Here is a 15,312-nt window from a genome sequence, read left to right as displayed (position 1 = left end):
GTTGGTGGCGGAGCCGGACGTGTTCCAGTCCGACGTGATGTCCGTGCCGGGGGCGAACAGGTCCACGCACCTGCCGAAGTTGGAGTACGAGATGTCGCGGCTGTCGTCGGTGGTCGTCGGTGGTCGTCGGTGGTCGTCGGTGGTCGTCGGTGGTCGTCGCGCCCATGGTGATGGCGCGGGGAAGCCTGGCGGGGGAGAAGTCGCATGCGTCGCTGCCGCCGTTGCCGGCCGAGACGGAATAGGGCAGGCCCGTGTTGATGGATCGGCGCGCTGGTCGCGGGGCGGGCCTTGCGGGAGGCAGTTCAGCCGATCCCGAGGCCGCGCGCGACCTTCAGCTGGATCTGGTTGGTCTGCCGGATCTTCTCCAGCGTTTTCCGGTTGGCGGCGAGGCCGGGCCGTTGGAGCTCCGACTCGACGCTGAACCAGACGCCGACCAGATTGGTCTTTTTCTTGCAGGCGATGTCGGTCGCCGCGACGGCGGTTTCCGTCGTCGACACCGGACCCGTGCGGAACCGTGGATCGGCGGCGGCGGCCAGCGGCGACGCATAGCGCAAACCATGCGTGCGCATGCAGGCCGACCAGGCGCGTTGGACGTCCTGCACGCGCCGGTCGCGGCCGGACGCGAAATAGCTGGTCTGGGAGAGCCGCTGGGCCAGGTCCAGGTCCGTGCCACCGGGGGCGCCTGCGTTCAGCCGGCGTTTCGCCTCACCGGAGCAGCCGCCGTCCGGGATGGGCCGCCCGTCGACGGCGCCTGGGTGCCGACCGGTGAGGATGTCGAGCGTCCTGGGATCCGGCGGTGCCGTCGATCCCGCGGGCGTCGGGGAGTTGCTGACCGGCCGGGGCTTCGCCACGCGGTAGCCGGCCGTCGCGGCCAGTGCCGCGTCGGTGATGCCGTAGCGGCGTTCGTTCAGTGTGGCCGGCAGGTTCGCGTCGGCGGTCCGCAGCTGGGGATCAGGCAGCCCGAACCTGCGCGTGCACTGGTCGAGCAGCGCCCGGTAGGCCTGCGCGACCGCGGCGGATTCGTGGGGGCCGAGCAGGTACCGGTCGAGAGGAAGGTGCAGCGCGGCGCCGTCGAGAACCACCGGTGGACTACCTGCCGAGACGGCAGCGGGTGCGGCGGGCCGTGGGTTCCCGCAGCCCGCGACGAGGGCGGCAGCCAGGGCCAGCGCCGCCGTCGCCGCCCACCGGGCGGCCCGCGGGCGGGGAGGGTGCTGCCGGCCGAGGCGGTCCGCGTCGTGGGGCATCGGTCTCCTGTCGGTCACCGCGGCCGGCATGGCCGATCAGGGCCGGTCCTGATCGGCCGGTTGGGGACGGGGCCGGCCCTGAAACGGGGCGTCGTCGGCGGGCGCGGTAGAGCGGATGGGTTTGGTACGTGAGTGGGATCAGGTCCAGATGAAGGACTCGACGTTGTTGATGAATGTGCTGGTGAAGTTACCGCCGCTGCTCGGGGAGATGATGCCCCAGGTGCCGGTGCTGTTCACGCCGGTGTAGACGCGAGCGGTGAGATACTGGTCGTAGTTCCAGGCGGATTCGGAATTGTTTCCGACCCGGGAGCCCTGCCCGGTACCGGGCGAGTTGAAGGTATTGTTGTTGAGGTTGTTGTCCGAGATGTAGAAGTCCGCGTGGCTTCCCCGGTATTTCTGGAAGTACCACAGACACAGGTCGCCGTCGCCGGTTCTGTACAGGTTGCAGACCCCGTCGATGTGCGCCGTGCTGCCACCTACGTCGTTGCGGCCGGACTTGGACTTGGTCGAGGCGGTGCTGAGACCGAAGCTGGCGACGGGCGCGGGCACGCTGGTACCCGCCGTTGTGGACGACCCACCACCGCCGGCGGCGAGGGCCGGTTGCCCGGCTGCGACAATGCCGGCGGCCGCTACTCCGCCAACAGCGAGGGCGAGGCCACGGCGAAGGGAAGTCCTGTTCATGTCATGCTCCTTGTGTCGATGGGAAAATGCTCCGAACGCCGCCCCCGAAACGGCGCCATGCTGTCCTGATTGCCATCCCCGGGCAGGTGAAACGAAAAGAATACTGCGCCGCTGGACCGGGTTTCGGCGAAAGCGACTGTCTGGTTAGGGGAATGTTGGGTGCGGATTAAAAATATGGCGTCGGGTCCAGGGTGTCCAGGATGCTGGTGTGGCGCGTGTCGAGCCGGATTCACAGGTAGCCGGGTGGCGCATGTCCCGCATAATCGGGGAAATTCCGGCTGACTTTCGCGGCGAGGAGCGGTGTATTCGCGCCATGGCCGGGGTCGGAACGCGGTGGTGACGGGTACGCGACACCGCCACTCGCCGGGTTTTCCACTAAGCGGACTCGTCCCGTCCGGCTTTCACGTGAACCGGACTCGCCCCGTCCGCCGGCGCAGGACTAGTGGAATAGCCGAAAGGATCTTGTCCGACTCCTTGTATGCCCGTCGTTTTCCTGCGGTGCCGGGGCGGTGGTCAGGCGCGGTCGCTGGGGCCCGAACATCCCGCGCAGCACGACGAGCACCAGGCTGGCCTGCTGGGCGGGATCGTGGCCGCCGTCAGGTCGTCGAGCGAGGTGGCCGTGTAGCCCGTCGCCCGATAGGCCCCTCTACCTGCTCTCTTGAGCCATTTGCGTAGTTCGTAGACGTTGACAGCGGCATGGCGCGAACCGCATACTCCGATCGCTTGTGTGAGGAAGCCGGTGGGAATCCGGCGCGGTCGCGCCACTGTGACCGGTCTGCCTGTCCGTGTGGGCGGCGGTACCGGGAGTCAGACCCGAGCGCAGGTGGTTCGAACAACCGGGACGCACGATCCCTGAGGGGGCCTCCATGACCACACCCGTTGCCCAGTCAAGGCAGCGATCCATCTCCTTCCCGCTGACCGCCCGCCGGGCGGCGCTCGGGCTCACGGCGCTGCTGTCGCTGCTGCTGCTCTACTTCATCGGTGTCGATCAGGGCGCCACGTCGCTGTTCGGCTCGGATACCCATATCCACGAGTTCGTTCACGACGCGCGCCACTTCCTCGGGTTCCCCTGCCACTGAGCGGGGGCGTGGAGATGGAGTTCCGCTACATCTACCGCGGTCTGGGGGTCGGCCTGCTGGGCGGGCTGCTGGCGTTCGTCTTCGCCCGCATCTTCGCCGAGCCCTTCATCCAGGACGCGATCGACTACGAGGACGGGCGGCACGAGGCGCAGGAGGCGCTCGACGCCGCGGCGGGCCTCGCCGCCGGCGCTCACGAGCACGGTGAGGTCTTCAGCCGCTCGGTGCAGCGCGACCTGGGCATCGGCGTGGGCATGGCGCTGTTCGGGCTGGCGGTGGGCGGCCTGTTCGTCGTCGTCTACCTGATCGTCTCGCGCCGCTACCCGGACATCCGGCCACGGGTGCTGGCGGCACTGCTCGCCGGGGCCGGTTTCGTCGGCCTCTACCTCGTCCCGTTCGCGAAGTACCCGGCCAATCCGCCGGCGGTCGGGCACGAGGAGACAATCGGCGCCCGCAGCGCCCTGTACGTGACGATGGTCGCGGTCTCGGTGATCGCGCTGGGGCTCGCGGTCGTGGTGGGCCGGTGGTTGGCGGGCCGCGTCGGCACGTGGAATGCGAGCCTGCTTGCGGCGGTCGTGTTCCTGGTGCTTGTCGGCGTCGCGATGGCCCTACTACCTCCGTTCGGGCACGTCGGGTCCAACCGGGCGGAGTTCGGTGACTTCGCCACCGAGACCCCGCAGCCGCTCACGGCCCCGGACGGCACGATCGTCTACCCCGGCTTCCCCGCCGACCTGCTGTTCCGGTTCCGGTTCTACTCGGTGATCAGCCAGCTCGTCCTGTGGGCGACGATCGCGCTCGCCTTCGGCCAGCTCGCCGAACGCCTCGCCGCCTCGCCAGCCCGCCGGCAGGCGCGGTCCGCCGCCGCCGCGGCGGCGGACCGTCCCACCGCCGCACCCACCACCGCCGTCGCACCCACCACCGCCGCAGGGTAGGCCCTGGCCGACGCCGCCCTCACCCGCCGGCGGCGTCGGCCAGGACGCCGACCAGACCGGTCACAGCCATCGCGGCGCAGCCGCCCAGCACGACCCGCAGCGTGGGGCGGAGCAGCGCGGTGCCTGCAGCGCGCGCCGCCAACGCCCCCGCGAACGCCAGGCCCAGCATCGTCACCGCGACGATGACCACGAGCCGGGCGGTGCCCGTGGGCGCCACCATCCCGAGGAACGGCACCAGCGCGCCGACGGTGAAGCTGCCCGCCGACGCCGCCGCAGCCTGCGTCGGCCGGGCCTCGTTGGTCTCGTTGTGGCCGAGCTCGTCGCGCATGTGGGCGCCGAGGGCGTCGCGCTCGGTCAGCGCCTCGGCGACCTGCTCGGCCAGGTCGCGTGGCAGGCCGCGGCGCTCGTAGATGCCGACCAGCTCGGCGAACTCCGCCACCGGGCTTGCCGCGAGCTCCGCCCGCTCCAGCTCGAGATCGGCGTGGGCGACGTCGGCCTGGGCGCTGACGGACACGAACTCGCCGGCCGCCATGGACAGTGCCCCCGCCGTCAGCCCGGCGAAGCCCGCGGTCAGGATCGCGCCGCTCGATGCGCCGCTTGCCGCCACGCCGACGATGAGACTGGAGGTGGACACCAGCCCGTCGTTCGCGCCGAGGACGGCCGCCCGCAGCCAGCCAGCCCGCTGCGCACTGTGCCGCTCCCGGTGCCGGGTCATCATGCTTGCTGCCGCCATAGGGAGCATTTCAGCACGGCCAAACCCGGACCGTACGGGTACGGATGCCCTTCCTCTCTGTGACAATTTTCCCGCCAGGTGAGGTCGGTCCGGAGCCACCCACGCCGTCGCTGCGCGTGGTCGGGGCGGCCCGCGCCTCAGCTCGCCGGTCGGCGGTCGAGCCAGGTCACATACTGGCGCAGCCCCATGACCTCCCACAGAGTGTGCCGGCTCCAGCCGTCGCCGTCGTGCAACCGAACGTGGTGGGCAACCATCCGCAGCCCCTGCCCGCCGGCCGACTCGGGGCGCAGGGTGAGGCCGAGGGTCACCACCGGTGAGTGCCAGCCGACCGCCGACCGCTCGATCCGCAACTGGCGGCCGATGAGGAACGCCAGCCGGGTCCGCGCCGGCGGCTGCCCACGCGGGTGCACGGTGACGGACCCGACGTGCGGCCAGGCGGCGGCGTCCACCGCGGCCCGCAACAGCGTGCCCGGCTCCACCGGCACGAAGTCGACCCCGACGCACTCCTCGCCGGCCGCAGCGCCCGCCGGGCCGGCGATGACGAGGCCGTCGGTGTCCGGCAGCACCAGTGCCGGCAGATCGGCTCCTTCGATCTCCCATTCCGTGCCGGCGGTCATGCCGGCCGGCCGCGGCCGCGGGTGCGGTCGTGCCGGCAGGTCACCTCCAGCATTCTGCCGACCGGTCCCCGTCCCATCCCTCACCTTTCGCGTAGCGCGCATCGAGCATGGCAAATGGCAGGCAGCCGTCCCAGGGGGGAAAACCCGCGGCGTGGCTCCTCCCAGCGCGGCAGATCCGTATCCGTCCCGCTCGGCCGGCCCCGGCCGCCTGGCGTCCGCGCCGCGGATCGACTGGCCTCTCGGCTGTTGCGGGCCACCCGATCGCACAGCCGGCGCCCCCACCGGAATTGGCCCGGCGCACGCCGATCCGGACCGATGCCGACAACATCGGCCCCGCATGATGAACAATAGATTCGACACCGTTTCGCACTGAGGATGCCGGGGTGATATCGCCGTGTCCCGTCACGACCCGAAGGGGTCTGACCCGAATCGCTCCGACGCGGTGCCGGCCGGCGCCCGTCCCAGGAGCCCGTACGAGCAGAGCTGGGTGGCCGGCGCCGATCTCGGCAACGCGCTTGCCACCGGGTGGCGGCCGCAGCCGCAGCCCGCCGCCATCGTGCTGGCGCCCGGTGAGGCCGTGCTCGCGCAGGCGCCCGTCCGACTCTGGCAGCACATCGGCCAGGACGTCACCTATAACCAGGGTTTCTTCGTCGCGTTCGGGAGCCCGTTGCTGGTGGGCGCATCCCTGCTCGGAAGCGCCCTGTACAACGGCAGCCAGCGCCGCCGGGCCGAGGTGGCCGCGGCGGTCCAGTGGCGCCCCACCGCCACCGGCCAGCTTTTCCTGACCAACCACCGGATCGCACTGGGCCTGTCCTCCGGCTGGCTCGACATCGCCTACCCGTACCTGCGTGCCTCCTCCGTGGACGCGATCGGTATGATCATCATGATGGATGGCCAGCCCCCGGTCCGGTTGGAGGTGTGGCCACCGCACTGGTTCTTCGTCCTGATGCGATTCCTGGCCTACGGCGAGACGGTTCAGGTCGACGTCCCGCCCCACCTGCGCGACCCGGCGCCCCTCGGCACCGGGCCCGGCGCGCCACCGAACGGCCGGCCCACCGGCGCCTGATGCCAGGTTCCGCCGCCGGCGGCGGCGAGCTCAGTCGGCGGTCCTCGGGTGGGCGAGGGCGGCGTCGATGAGTGATGCGCGGGGCGACCGATCTGATGCCCCATGTCACAATTTGGGTGATGGCTACCGGGGGACTGGACCGGCCGCGTACCGACGGCCGCTGGGATTTCTTCATTTCCTACACGGCGCGGGACCGGGCCTGGGCGGAGTGGATCGCCTGGCAGCTCGAGGCCGCGGGCTTCAAGGTGCTCGTGCAGGCCTGGGACATGGTGGCGGGTTCCAACTGGTCCGCCGCCATGCAGGACGGCATCCGGTACAGCACCCGCACGCTGGCGGTCCTCTCCGCCGCCTACCTGGATTCGGTGTACGGCGAGCAGGAGTGGCAGGCCGCGTTCGTCGCCGATCCGGACGGCGCGGTCCGCCGCCTGCTTCCCGTCCGGATCGAGGACTGTCAGCGGCCCGGGGTGCTCGGCTCCAGGGTTTCCGTCGACCTGTTCGGCCTGGCCGCTCACAGCGCCCACGACGTCCTCCTCAACGCCGTGCAGGCGGCGATCTCCGGCCGGGCGAAGCCTCCAGCCGAACCGCATTTCCCGGGCGGCGGACCCATCCCACCCAAAGCCCCGAGCGCCCGCCGCGCGCCGTTCTTCCCCGGCTTCCCGGACGGCGTGCCGACAGCCCGGGTGGTCCAGACGCCGTCGGCCCGGTCGGGGACGGCGCCGACGAGGTCGGGGCCCGCGACGGTGGGTGAGTGCCGCGCACTGCTCATCGGCGTGCCCGGTTACGACGGGGAGGGTCTGCCCGCGTCGCCGTGGCTCGCGCCGCTCGTGGACGCCACCGCCGAGGTGCTGGAGCGGGTCGGCTACCGGGCAGACGTTCACGACCGGTCGCGGCTCGGTACGAGCGCGATCAAGTCGGCGATCCACGCCTTCCTGCGCGACGCGGCGCCCGACGACACGCTGCTGCTGGTCCTGGCGGGTCACGGGGTCCACCACGAAGGCCGCGACTTCCTCGTTCCCGCCGACGCCGACCTCGGTTACCAGCCGTTCTGGGACCTGTGCGTGCCCCTCGACTGGTCTGAGATGATCTCCCGCAGTGCCGCCGGCCGGGTGCTGGTGATCGTCGACGCCGCCGACGACTTCGCCGACGACGAGGTGCGGGCGGCTTTGACCGGCGACGGCTGGTCCGCGGGGCGCCTTGCCGCCGCCGCGGGCACCGAGGTCGCCTACCTGATCCGGGAGTCGCCGCGTCCGGGCGGCGGATCGCCGCTGCTGCGGGCCCTGCTGGACGTCCTGGCCAACCCCCGTGGTGCCGGCCGACGTGCAGACGCTGGAGAAGGCGCTGCGCCACCGCCTGGCCGCCGCCGGGCCGGGCGGCGCGGGCGCCTCCGGTGCCGGCCGGGCACCTTGCATGCTGCGGTCGGTTCTGCACTGCGACCCGCGCGCGTTCCGCCCCTTCCCGGCCGCGGCCTCGCCGGGTTCGTCGGCGTTGCCGGAGCATCCCTGGCGGCGTGCCGCCGAACGGCACGTCGCGTGGACGCTCATGGCGAACAGCCCGGCCGCCGAGGAACTGCGAACGGCAACCGTCGATCTCGTCGGTCGCCTCGGCGCCGCGCGCGACCACGCCGCGGCCGCGCTGCAGGCCGATCCCTGGCTCGACCCGATGCTCGCGCTCCGGCTGATGAAGCGGATCGAGTTCCTGGTCCGCCGGCTGCCCGCCGACCTACCGCCGCTCTCACCGGCCGAGGCCGGCCTGCTGATCGCGGTGCCGTTCCTGCACGAAACGCTGTGGACGGCTCTGGTCGCACGGGCAACCGTGGCCCATCCCGGCGGCCCCGGGCCCGGCGGTCGGCTGCCAGGCGGGGACGACGCCGACCGGGCGGAGTTCGAGAACTTCACCAGGCTGCACCCTCGACTGCTACGCCGCATCGACCGGACCCGCCGCACCGGCGACACCGGCGCCGCCGAGGCCATCGGCTGGTGGCTCGCGCACCGCTGGGTGGCCCGGCGGCCGGTGTCCTACCGGGGTCCGGCGCTCGCCGGTCTGCTCGTCGGGGTCGACCCGGACACACCCGCCGGCGAGGTGTTCACCGCCGGGCGGGCGAGCGCCCTGTTGACCGCGATGCGCGCCGATCCCGCCCATCTGAACCGGCCCGGCCAGGCCGCGGTGCTGCGCGATCTGGTGACGGTCGCACCCGCGACCGGGGACGAGATGACCCTGCGGGAACGCCTCGTCGGCTATCTGGTGACCGTGGGCCAGCGGATGGCCCTCGAACCCGCCGCGCTGCCAGATGTCATCGTCGAGCATCTCGGCGTGGGCGACCCGGTCGATCTCGCCCTGCTGGGTGAGACCATCCGCGGGGCGCAGTGGCAGCACCGGGGCCGCTCGGGCCGAGCCCTGTCCGCCCGCTGCCAGCACCAGGCCGTCCAGGTCGCCCTGGAACGCCACACCGCCGAGCTCGACAGCCTGCTCGCCGAGGCGCACCGGGCCGCCGGGGAGATTCCGGCGCTGGCGTATCTGCCCACCCACGCGACCGCCGAGGCGGTGCGTGCCGTCGAGGTCGACGGGCAGCCCGTCTACAGCTCGGCGGGCGCGCAGTTCCGGCTGGCCGAGGACAAGGTGCAGGAGCTGCTCATGGGCGAGCAGCTCTACACCAACCGCGGACTGGCGATCCGCGAGTTCTACCAGAACGCCCTCGATGCCTGCCGCTACCGCCGTGCCCGCGAGCAGACTGCGGCGAGATCCCGAGGAGCTCGCCGCCCGAGTCCGGCATCTCGGCGTCGCGGTCGCCGATCCCACGGGATGGAACGCCTCATCGTCGACGGCGACGACGCCATGATCGTCACCATGCTCCGGGACCCCCGGGGACGTTATGCCGATCGACCGTTTTCCCGGGCCGAGATTCTCATCGCCTCCCACCGCCTACGCCGGACGCCGCGGCGGATCGTCGACCGGCTGGCCGAACTGGGCTTCGCGGTGCCCGCCCGGGACACCTTCGACCGCTGACGGCGGCCCGTCAGCGGATGGCAGGCCGACCGGCCGGCGCCCCGTACGCCGGCCGCCGCCGGGTCAGGTCGCCGCCGCCACTCAGGTCGGCGAGCCGGCCCACTGATCGGGGCCGAAGACCTCGTAGCGGATGCGCTGCGCCGGCACGCCGCGGCGCAGCAGGCCGGCGCGGGCGTCACGCATGAACGGCACTGGCCCGCACAGGTAGGCGCGGGCACCGTCGGGCAGGGGCACCGCGTCGATGTCGAACGTGCCGGTGTGGCGGGACTCCCCCCGCGCCCCGCTGGGGCTCGTCGCGCTGCCGACGCCCGCCGCCCTGCCGATACCTGCGGCGCTGCCGGCACCGGACTCGTACCAGGTGTGCAGGTGGAAGTCCCGCAGCAGGGCGCCCACCTCGATCATCTCGGAGCGCAGTGGGTGGCGGTCGGGTGAACGGTCGGCGTGCACGGCCACCACCTGGCGATCCGGTTGCAGCCGGGCGGTGTGGCCGAGCATGGCGATCATCGGGGTGACGCCGATGCCCGCGCTGATCAGCACGAGCGGGTCGGCCCCGGTGGCGAGGGTGACGTCGCCGGTCGGCGGGCTCACGTCCAGGATGTCGCCGACCTTGACCTGGTCATGCAGGTGGGAGGAGACGACGCCCTCGGGTGCGCTGCCGGCGGCGGGCACCCGTTGCACCGTGATCCGCAGGCTGCCCGCGCCGGGCGCCCGGGACAGGCTGTACTGCCGGGCCTGCCGTTCGGCGCCGGGCAGGTCGACCGCGACGGAGATGTACTGGCCGGCCAGGTAGGTTGGCAGCGGCTCGGGCCCGGCCGGCACGAGGTCGAAGGAGACCACCTGGACGGTCGTCGCGGTGCGCGCGGTCACTCGCCAGGGCCGCCAGACCCGCTCCGGGTCGGCGCCGACGCGCTGGGCGATCCGCCCCTCCTCGGCGATGAGCGCGGTGGCGAACAGCCAGTAGACCTCGTCCCAGGCGTCGTGCACCTCGCGGGTCACCGCCTCGCCGAGCACCTCGCCGACCGCCGCCAGCAGGTGCTGGCCCACGATCGTGTACTGCTCGGGCCGCACGCCCAGCGAGACATGCTTGTGCGCGATGCGGCGCAGCACCGGGGCGAACGAGGTCTGCGACCCGTCGAGCAGGTGCCTGGCGTAGGCGACGATGGCCGCGGCCAGCGCCTGTCGCTGCGCGCCGGTTGCCTGGTTGCCCTGGTTGAACAGGTTCACGAGCTCGGGATGGGCGGCGAACATGCGCGGGTAGAACGCGGCGGTGATCTCGACGGCGTGTTCGGCGACGACGCCCACGGTCGCTCCGACGACGGCGGCGGAACGTTCGGACAGCATGGGATGACCTCCGGACTCGAACCTGGCGGCGGCGATGGCACAGCGGCGATGGCACGGTGGCGATGGCACGGTGGCGATGGCACGGTGGCGATGGGCTGCGGTGGGAATCCGCTGCTCCGGTGATCAGCCGCCAGGGCCGACGTCGAGGTCGCTGGACTGGGTCAGGCGCAGGACGACCCCTGTGGCGGGACCGGTGCTCATCCGGACCAGCTCCACTTCTACGTGTTGTAGTAGCTGGATGTGCAAGCATATGGAAGAGCGGTCCTCAGGCCCACTCTTCGGGCCCCATGGTGTCGTTCACCGTCCGTTGTCGACGCCGATATCACTGCGGGTATAGCCTCCGCGACGATGACCGGACCGCGACGGGGCGGGTTGGCGGGCCTCGTCGGTCCCGACGGGTTGTGGGAGTCGGTCGAGCGGATGGTCTCGTTCGGCCCGCGGCTGCCCGGCTCGCCGGCGCACCATCGCCACATCGACGACCTCGATGTCCGGTTGCGCCGGGCGGGCCTCGAGGTGACCCGCCATCCCGTCCTCCTCGCGCGTTGGCTGGCCGACGACTGGTCGTTGCGGGTCGTCGACGCGCGCGGGGTGAGCGCCACAGTGCCCGCCGCCTCCTACCGCCCGTACTCCGGCGAGACGTCGACCCGCGGGGTGACGGCCTCGGTGGTGGACGTCGGCGCGGGCGAGGCGGCCGACTACCAGAACCGGTCGGTGGACGGCGCGATCGTGCTCGCTGACGGACGGGTCAGCCGGCTGCCGGCCCAGGTGCTCACCGACCTCGCCGACGCCGTCGAGCCGCCCGGCGCGCGGGCAGGGCTCGCCGCCGAGGACTACACGCGGGTGTGGCTCGGCGTCCCGGCGCCACCCGACCTCGCCCTCGCCCGCCGGCACGGCGCCGTCGCGATGATCGAGATTCTCGATCTGCCGCCGCCCCTGGCCGCCGGCCAGTACACCCCGCACCAGCAGCAGTACGCCGGCCTGCCGACCCTGCATGTCGACCGGGAGCAGGGCGCCCGACTGCGCGCCCTGCTCGCGCTCGGCCCGCTGCGGGCCACCGTCGTCCTGACCGCCCGCCGTGACGACGCCACCGTCGACTACCTGCTGGCCCGGCTGCCCGGCACCGCCCCCGCCGCCTCTGCCGACCCCGCTGGAACGTACGGCGACGTGCTCGTCGCCACGCACACCGACGGGCAGAACGCGGTCGAGGAGAACGGCGGCCCGGCGCTGCTCGCCCTCGCCGAGCGGCTCGCCCACCGGCCGCAGGCGCGGCGGGGGCGCGGCGCGCTGTTCCTGTTCTCCCCGGCGCACATGATCGCCGACGCCGCGACGGTGAAACCCGACGCCTGGCTGCGCGCCCACCCACGGCTGCGGGCCTCGCTCGCCATGGCGCTCGTCGCCGAGCACCTCGGCGCGATGGGCTGGGACGAGCGCGGTGGCACCGAGCCCTACGGGCCGACCGGGCGCAGCGAACCGGTCGTCGTCGCCGTCGGCCACAGCGACCGGCTGCGTCGGCTCGCCCTCGACGAGGTGCGGGCCGGCGGGCTCGCGCGGGCCGCTGTGCTCCCGCCGGCCGGCGACGGGCTCTACGGCGAGGGCACGTTCCCCTACCGGCTCGGCCTGCCGACGGTGGAGTTCATCAGCGGGCCGGCGTACCTGCTCCAGGTCGGGCCGGGCGACCAGCTCGACAAGCTCGACCGGGCGTTGCTGCACCGGCACACGGTCTTCCTCGCCGGCCTGCTCGACCGGATGCTTGCCCTGCCCGCGCCGGGTCCGTGAACCCGGCGCCGGCGCCGGCGTCCGGTTGCCGCTGGCCGGTGCGTGGTGGTTTGGTGTCTCACCAGGTGTTGCTGCTGTCCAGCAGCGCCAGATTCTGTCCAGCCGTGCCAGAGGAGCAGCGACGATGACGCAGGCGATCCCGGAGCAGTCGTTCGAGCTGGGCCTGGCTGGGAGGACCGCGGTGGTCACCGGCGCGGGGGCCGGCATCGGGCAGGCCATCGCGGTGGCGCTGGCCCGCGTCGGGGTGTCGGTCGGGCTGGTCGAGATCGATCCGGAGCGGGCCGCCAGCACGCTCGAGATCATCTCCAAGGCGGGCGGCACGGCGCTGGTGCTGCCCACCGACGTGATGGACACCGAGGCGCTGGCGGGCTCGATCACCACCGCGCACGGCGAGTTCGGCCGGCTCGACATCCTCGTCAACAACGCCGGCGGGGTGAAGGCGAACCGCTTCCTGAAGCAGAGCGAGCGAAGCTGGCGCCGGCACATCGACATCAACCTGGTCAGCATGATCGCGGCGACGTCGACCGCCGCGCCGCTGATCGCCGCGGGCGGCGTCGGCGGGTCGATCCTCAACATCACCAGCATCGAGGGGCAGCGGGCGGCGCCGCTGTACGCCGTCTACGCCGCCTGCAAGGCCGGCATGATCTCCTTCACCCGGACGATGGCCCTGGAGCTGGGCGAGGACCAGATCCGGGTCAACGCCCTCGCCCCCGACCACACCGCCACCGCCGGCATGCGCGGGATCTTCGCCGGCCCGGTCGACCCCGACAACCTGCCGCCGCTGTCGGCGGAGCGCCAGGCCGACGTGGAGCGCTACGTCCCGCTCGGCCGGGAGGGCCATGCCGACGAGGTCGGGGACGCGGCGGTGTTCCTCAGCTCCGACCGGGCGAAGTACATCACGGGCGTCACGCTCAACATCGACGGCGGCGCCTGGGCGTCCAGCGGCTGGGGGCGCGCCGGCGACGGCTGGACCCTCTACCCCGGGGACACCTCCGTCACCCTGTGAGGCCTGTGCCCGACGCCGACGCGGTAGCTCCCGTCAGGCGTCGACGGGTGGGCTCTGCCGGCTCGGGATCGCGATCCGGTTCCAGGCGTTGATCGTCACGATGGCGAGGATCAGATCCGCGGCCTCCTTCTCCGACCAGCTTTTCGTGACCAGCGCCCAGGTCTCGTCGCTCACTCCGTCCGGGCCGAGCCGGGTGGCCTCGTCGGTGAGCGCGAGTGCCGCCCGTTCGCGCTCGTCGAAGAACGGAGCCTCCCGCCAGGCCGCGACCGCGAACAGCCGGCGCGAGGACTCCCCGGCCCCGAGTGCGTCCCGGCTGTGCATGTCCACGCAGAACGAACAGCCGTTGATGATCGACGCCCGCAGTTTGACCAGCTCAAGCACCGTGCCGTCGACGTTCTCCCGGACGTAGCGCTCCAGGCCGAGTATCGCCCGGTACCCCTCCGGCGCGACCTGCGCCACGTTCAACCGCTGAGTCATCTCCCTGCTCTCCTTCCCGACTGGCCGGGGCCTGCCGCCCCGGGACGGGGCCGCCCGAACGGCGACCCCTGTCGGGAGGGACGGGGCTGCCGGCCGTTGTGTGACACGGCCCGACCGGGACGGTGCGGCCGGCACCGGTCGCTTCCGCGCCAGCCGAGCACTAGTCGCCCTCGCGGGGGGAGGGCAGCTTGCGGGCGATGGTGAGCCCGTCGGCGATCGGCAGCATCACGACTTGTACCCGGGAATCGGCGGCGAGCAGCCGGTTGAACTCCCGGACGGCGACCACCGCCGGATTCTCCGAGCGCGGGCGCACGACTGCACCATATTGCAGCACATTATCCACGATAATGACCCCGTTGGGGTTCATGCGAGGCACAAGCAGGTCGTAGTAACGCTGGTAGGAGACCTTGTCCGCGTCGATGAAAGCCAGGTCGAAGGTGGGTTCCTCGGCGAGGTCCGCGAGGCTGTCGGCGGCCGGTCCGAGGACGAGGTCGATCCGGTCGGAGACGCCGGCCCGCTCCCAGTGCTTGCGGGCGATCGCAGTCCATTCCTCGCTGACGTCGAGGCAGAGCAGCCGGCCACCGGCCGGCAGGCCGCGGGCGATGCACAGGGCCGAGTAGCCGGTGAAGGTGCCGACCTCGATGGCCCGACCGGGGGCGATCGAGGCGGTCAGGATGGTCAGCAGTGTGCCCTGCTCGGCCGGCACCTGCATCTCCGCCTCGGGCAGTGTGGCGGTGACCGTCGACAGGTCGCCGAGGACCTCGTCGGGCGGTGAGCTGTGCTCGGTCAGATATGCGCCGATTTTACCGTTGAGAAAGGCGGATTTCGAGCCCCGGCCGCCTCTGGTGACCTCGCGGCGAACCGTCTCGACGCCGAGCGCCGTTGCTTCCCGAATGCGTTGTGTCGGGCTTGTCGACATGATCAGTGGGTGCTCCATCCCTGGTCGCTCGGTGCGAAAATAACCGCCCGGCGGCGCATTGCCGGCGCGTTGCCGCGGTTCGGCAGGGAAAGAAACGGTAAAGATCACACATGGGACCACGGGTGGCGGCGAGCCCAGCGCTTGCTCGTCAGCGTTCTCGGCCGGTCTCGTGGTCCCCGGGGGGATCGTCGACGATGTCCAGGAGCCCGAGTTCCGGGGGATGCCGGAGGTGGCCGGCCCCGGCCCGCTGCGGCGGCACCGCCGCGGCGCTCTCGCCGGGCTGCGGGCTCGCCCATGGCAGGTCGAGCACGACGCACAGGCCACCGGCCGTGGCGGGGACCAGCGCAATCGTCCCGCCGTCGGCGGTCACCAGGGTGTGCACGATCGCGAGACCAAGCCCATGTCCCCGCCGATCGGCACGGCGCGGCCGGCTCTTATACA

14 protein-coding genes and 2 pseudogenes are annotated in these 15,312 nt (G+C 72.2%); 7 read left to right on the top strand and 9 right to left on the bottom strand.

Features of this window, described 5'->3' with window-relative positions; genetic code table 11:
• Positions 1 to 302: 302 nt before the first annotated feature.
• Together NBZ85_RS15245 and NBZ85_RS15240 are read right to left on the bottom strand one after the other, a co-directional pair.
• Positions 303 to 1,244: a hypothetical protein gene (locus tag NBZ85_RS15245; RefSeq protein ID WP_261556695.1), complete on the bottom strand. Its 942-nt coding sequence runs from the start codon at positions 1,242 to 1,244 to the stop codon at positions 303 to 305.
• 138 nt (positions 1,245 to 1,382) lie between these two features.
• The gene (locus NBZ85_RS15240) at positions 1,383 to 1,925 is read right to left on the bottom strand and encodes a peptidase inhibitor family I36 protein (RefSeq protein ID WP_261556694.1); all 543 of its coding nucleotides are present in this window, start codon (positions 1,923 to 1,925) and stop codon (positions 1,383 to 1,385) included.
• Positions 1,926 to 2,791: 866 nt separating this feature from the next.
• Between NBZ85_RS15240 and NBZ85_RS15235 the strand changes: the two genes are divergently transcribed.
• Both NBZ85_RS15235 and NBZ85_RS15230 read left to right on the top strand, forming a co-directional pair.
• A complete protein-coding gene (locus NBZ85_RS15235) occupies positions 2,792 to 3,004 on the top strand; it encodes a CbtB domain-containing protein (protein ID WP_009742976.1) in 213 nt (70 codons plus the stop codon).
• Positions 3,005 to 3,018: 14 nt separating this feature from the next.
• Positions 3,019 to 3,933: a CbtA family protein gene (locus NBZ85_RS15230; RefSeq protein WP_261556696.1), complete on the top strand. Its 915-nt coding sequence runs from the start codon at positions 3,019 to 3,021 to the stop codon at positions 3,931 to 3,933.
• 19 nt (positions 3,934 to 3,952) lie between these two features.
• On the opposite strand, the gene NBZ85_RS15225 is transcribed toward NBZ85_RS15230, so the two are convergent.
• Together NBZ85_RS15225 and NBZ85_RS15220 are read right to left on the bottom strand one after the other, a co-directional pair.
• A complete protein-coding gene (locus NBZ85_RS15225) occupies positions 3,953 to 4,666 on the bottom strand; it encodes a VIT1/CCC1 transporter family protein (protein ID WP_261556693.1) in 714 nt (237 codons plus the stop codon).
• A gap of 137 nt (positions 4,667 to 4,803) precedes the next feature.
• Complete coding sequence (locus NBZ85_RS15220; protein ID WP_261556692.1) at positions 4,804 to 5,283, bottom strand: hypothetical protein; 480 nt, start codon at positions 5,281 to 5,283, stop codon at positions 4,804 to 4,806.
• A gap of 487 nt (positions 5,284 to 5,770) precedes the next feature.
• Here NBZ85_RS15220 and NBZ85_RS15215 point away from each other — a divergent pair, with 487 nt between their 5' ends.
• Positions 5,771 to 6,349, top strand: coding sequence for a hypothetical protein (locus tag NBZ85_RS15215; protein ID WP_261556691.1), 579 nt, complete (start codon positions 5,771 to 5,773; stop codon positions 6,347 to 6,349).
• A gap of 74 nt (positions 6,350 to 6,423) precedes the next feature.
• Positions 6,424 to 6,789: pseudogene (locus tag NBZ85_RS15210) on the top strand (toll/interleukin-1 receptor domain-containing protein); the annotation flags it as partial.
• A gap of 68 nt (positions 6,790 to 6,857) precedes the next feature.
• Here NBZ85_RS15210 and NBZ85_RS15205 read toward each other — a convergent pair.
• A complete protein-coding gene (locus NBZ85_RS15205) occupies positions 6,858 to 7,115 on the bottom strand; it encodes a hypothetical protein (RefSeq protein ID WP_261556690.1) in 258 nt (85 codons plus the stop codon).
• Between the two features lie 551 nt (positions 7,116 to 7,666).
• Here NBZ85_RS15205 and NBZ85_RS15195 point away from each other — a divergent pair.
• A complete protein-coding gene (locus tag NBZ85_RS15195) occupies positions 7,667 to 9,352 on the top strand; it encodes an HD domain-containing protein (protein ID WP_261556689.1) in 1,686 nt (561 codons plus the stop codon).
• Positions 9,353 to 9,433: 81 nt separating this feature from the next.
• Here the strand turns inward: NBZ85_RS15195 and NBZ85_RS15190 are convergent, their stop codons facing one another.
• Complete coding sequence (locus NBZ85_RS15190) at positions 9,434 to 10,693, bottom strand: globin domain-containing protein (protein ID WP_261556688.1); 1,260 nt, start codon at positions 10,691 to 10,693, stop codon at positions 9,434 to 9,436.
• A 348-nt stretch (positions 10,694 to 11,041) separates the two neighbouring features.
• Between NBZ85_RS15190 and NBZ85_RS15185 the strand changes: the two genes are divergently transcribed.
• Positions 11,042 to 12,469 carry a hypothetical protein gene (locus NBZ85_RS15185; RefSeq protein WP_261556687.1) on the top strand — a complete coding sequence of 476 codons (1,428 nt, stop codon included), beginning with the start codon at positions 11,042 to 11,044 and terminating at the stop codon, positions 12,467 to 12,469.
• Between the two features lie 124 nt (positions 12,470 to 12,593).
• Positions 12,594 to 13,475 carry an SDR family NAD(P)-dependent oxidoreductase gene (locus NBZ85_RS15180; protein ID WP_261556686.1) on the top strand — a complete coding sequence of 294 codons (882 nt, stop codon included), beginning with the start codon at positions 12,594 to 12,596 and terminating at the stop codon, positions 13,473 to 13,475.
• Positions 13,476 to 13,508: 33 nt separating this feature from the next.
• On the opposite strand, the gene NBZ85_RS15175 is transcribed toward NBZ85_RS15180, so the two are convergent.
• The 3 genes and pseudogenes from NBZ85_RS15175 to NBZ85_RS15165 form a co-directional block, all read right to left on the bottom strand.
• Complete coding sequence (locus NBZ85_RS15175) at positions 13,509 to 13,952, bottom strand: carboxymuconolactone decarboxylase family protein (protein WP_261556685.1); 444 nt, start codon at positions 13,950 to 13,952, stop codon at positions 13,509 to 13,511.
• 160 nt (positions 13,953 to 14,112) lie between these two features.
• Positions 14,113 to 14,871: an O-methyltransferase gene (locus NBZ85_RS15170; RefSeq protein WP_261556684.1), complete on the bottom strand. Its 759-nt coding sequence runs from the start codon at positions 14,869 to 14,871 to the stop codon at positions 14,113 to 14,115.
• Between the two features lie 148 nt (positions 14,872 to 15,019).
• Positions 15,020 to 15,312: pseudogene (locus tag NBZ85_RS15165) on the bottom strand (sensor histidine kinase); the annotation flags it as partial.

Source organism: Frankia tisae (assembly GCF_025403405.1).
Lineage (GTDB): Bacteria > Actinomycetota > Actinomycetes > Frankiales > Frankiaceae > Frankia > Frankia tisai.
Note: the sequence above shows the minus strand (reverse complement) of the source record. Positions and strands in the feature narration are given on the sequence as shown.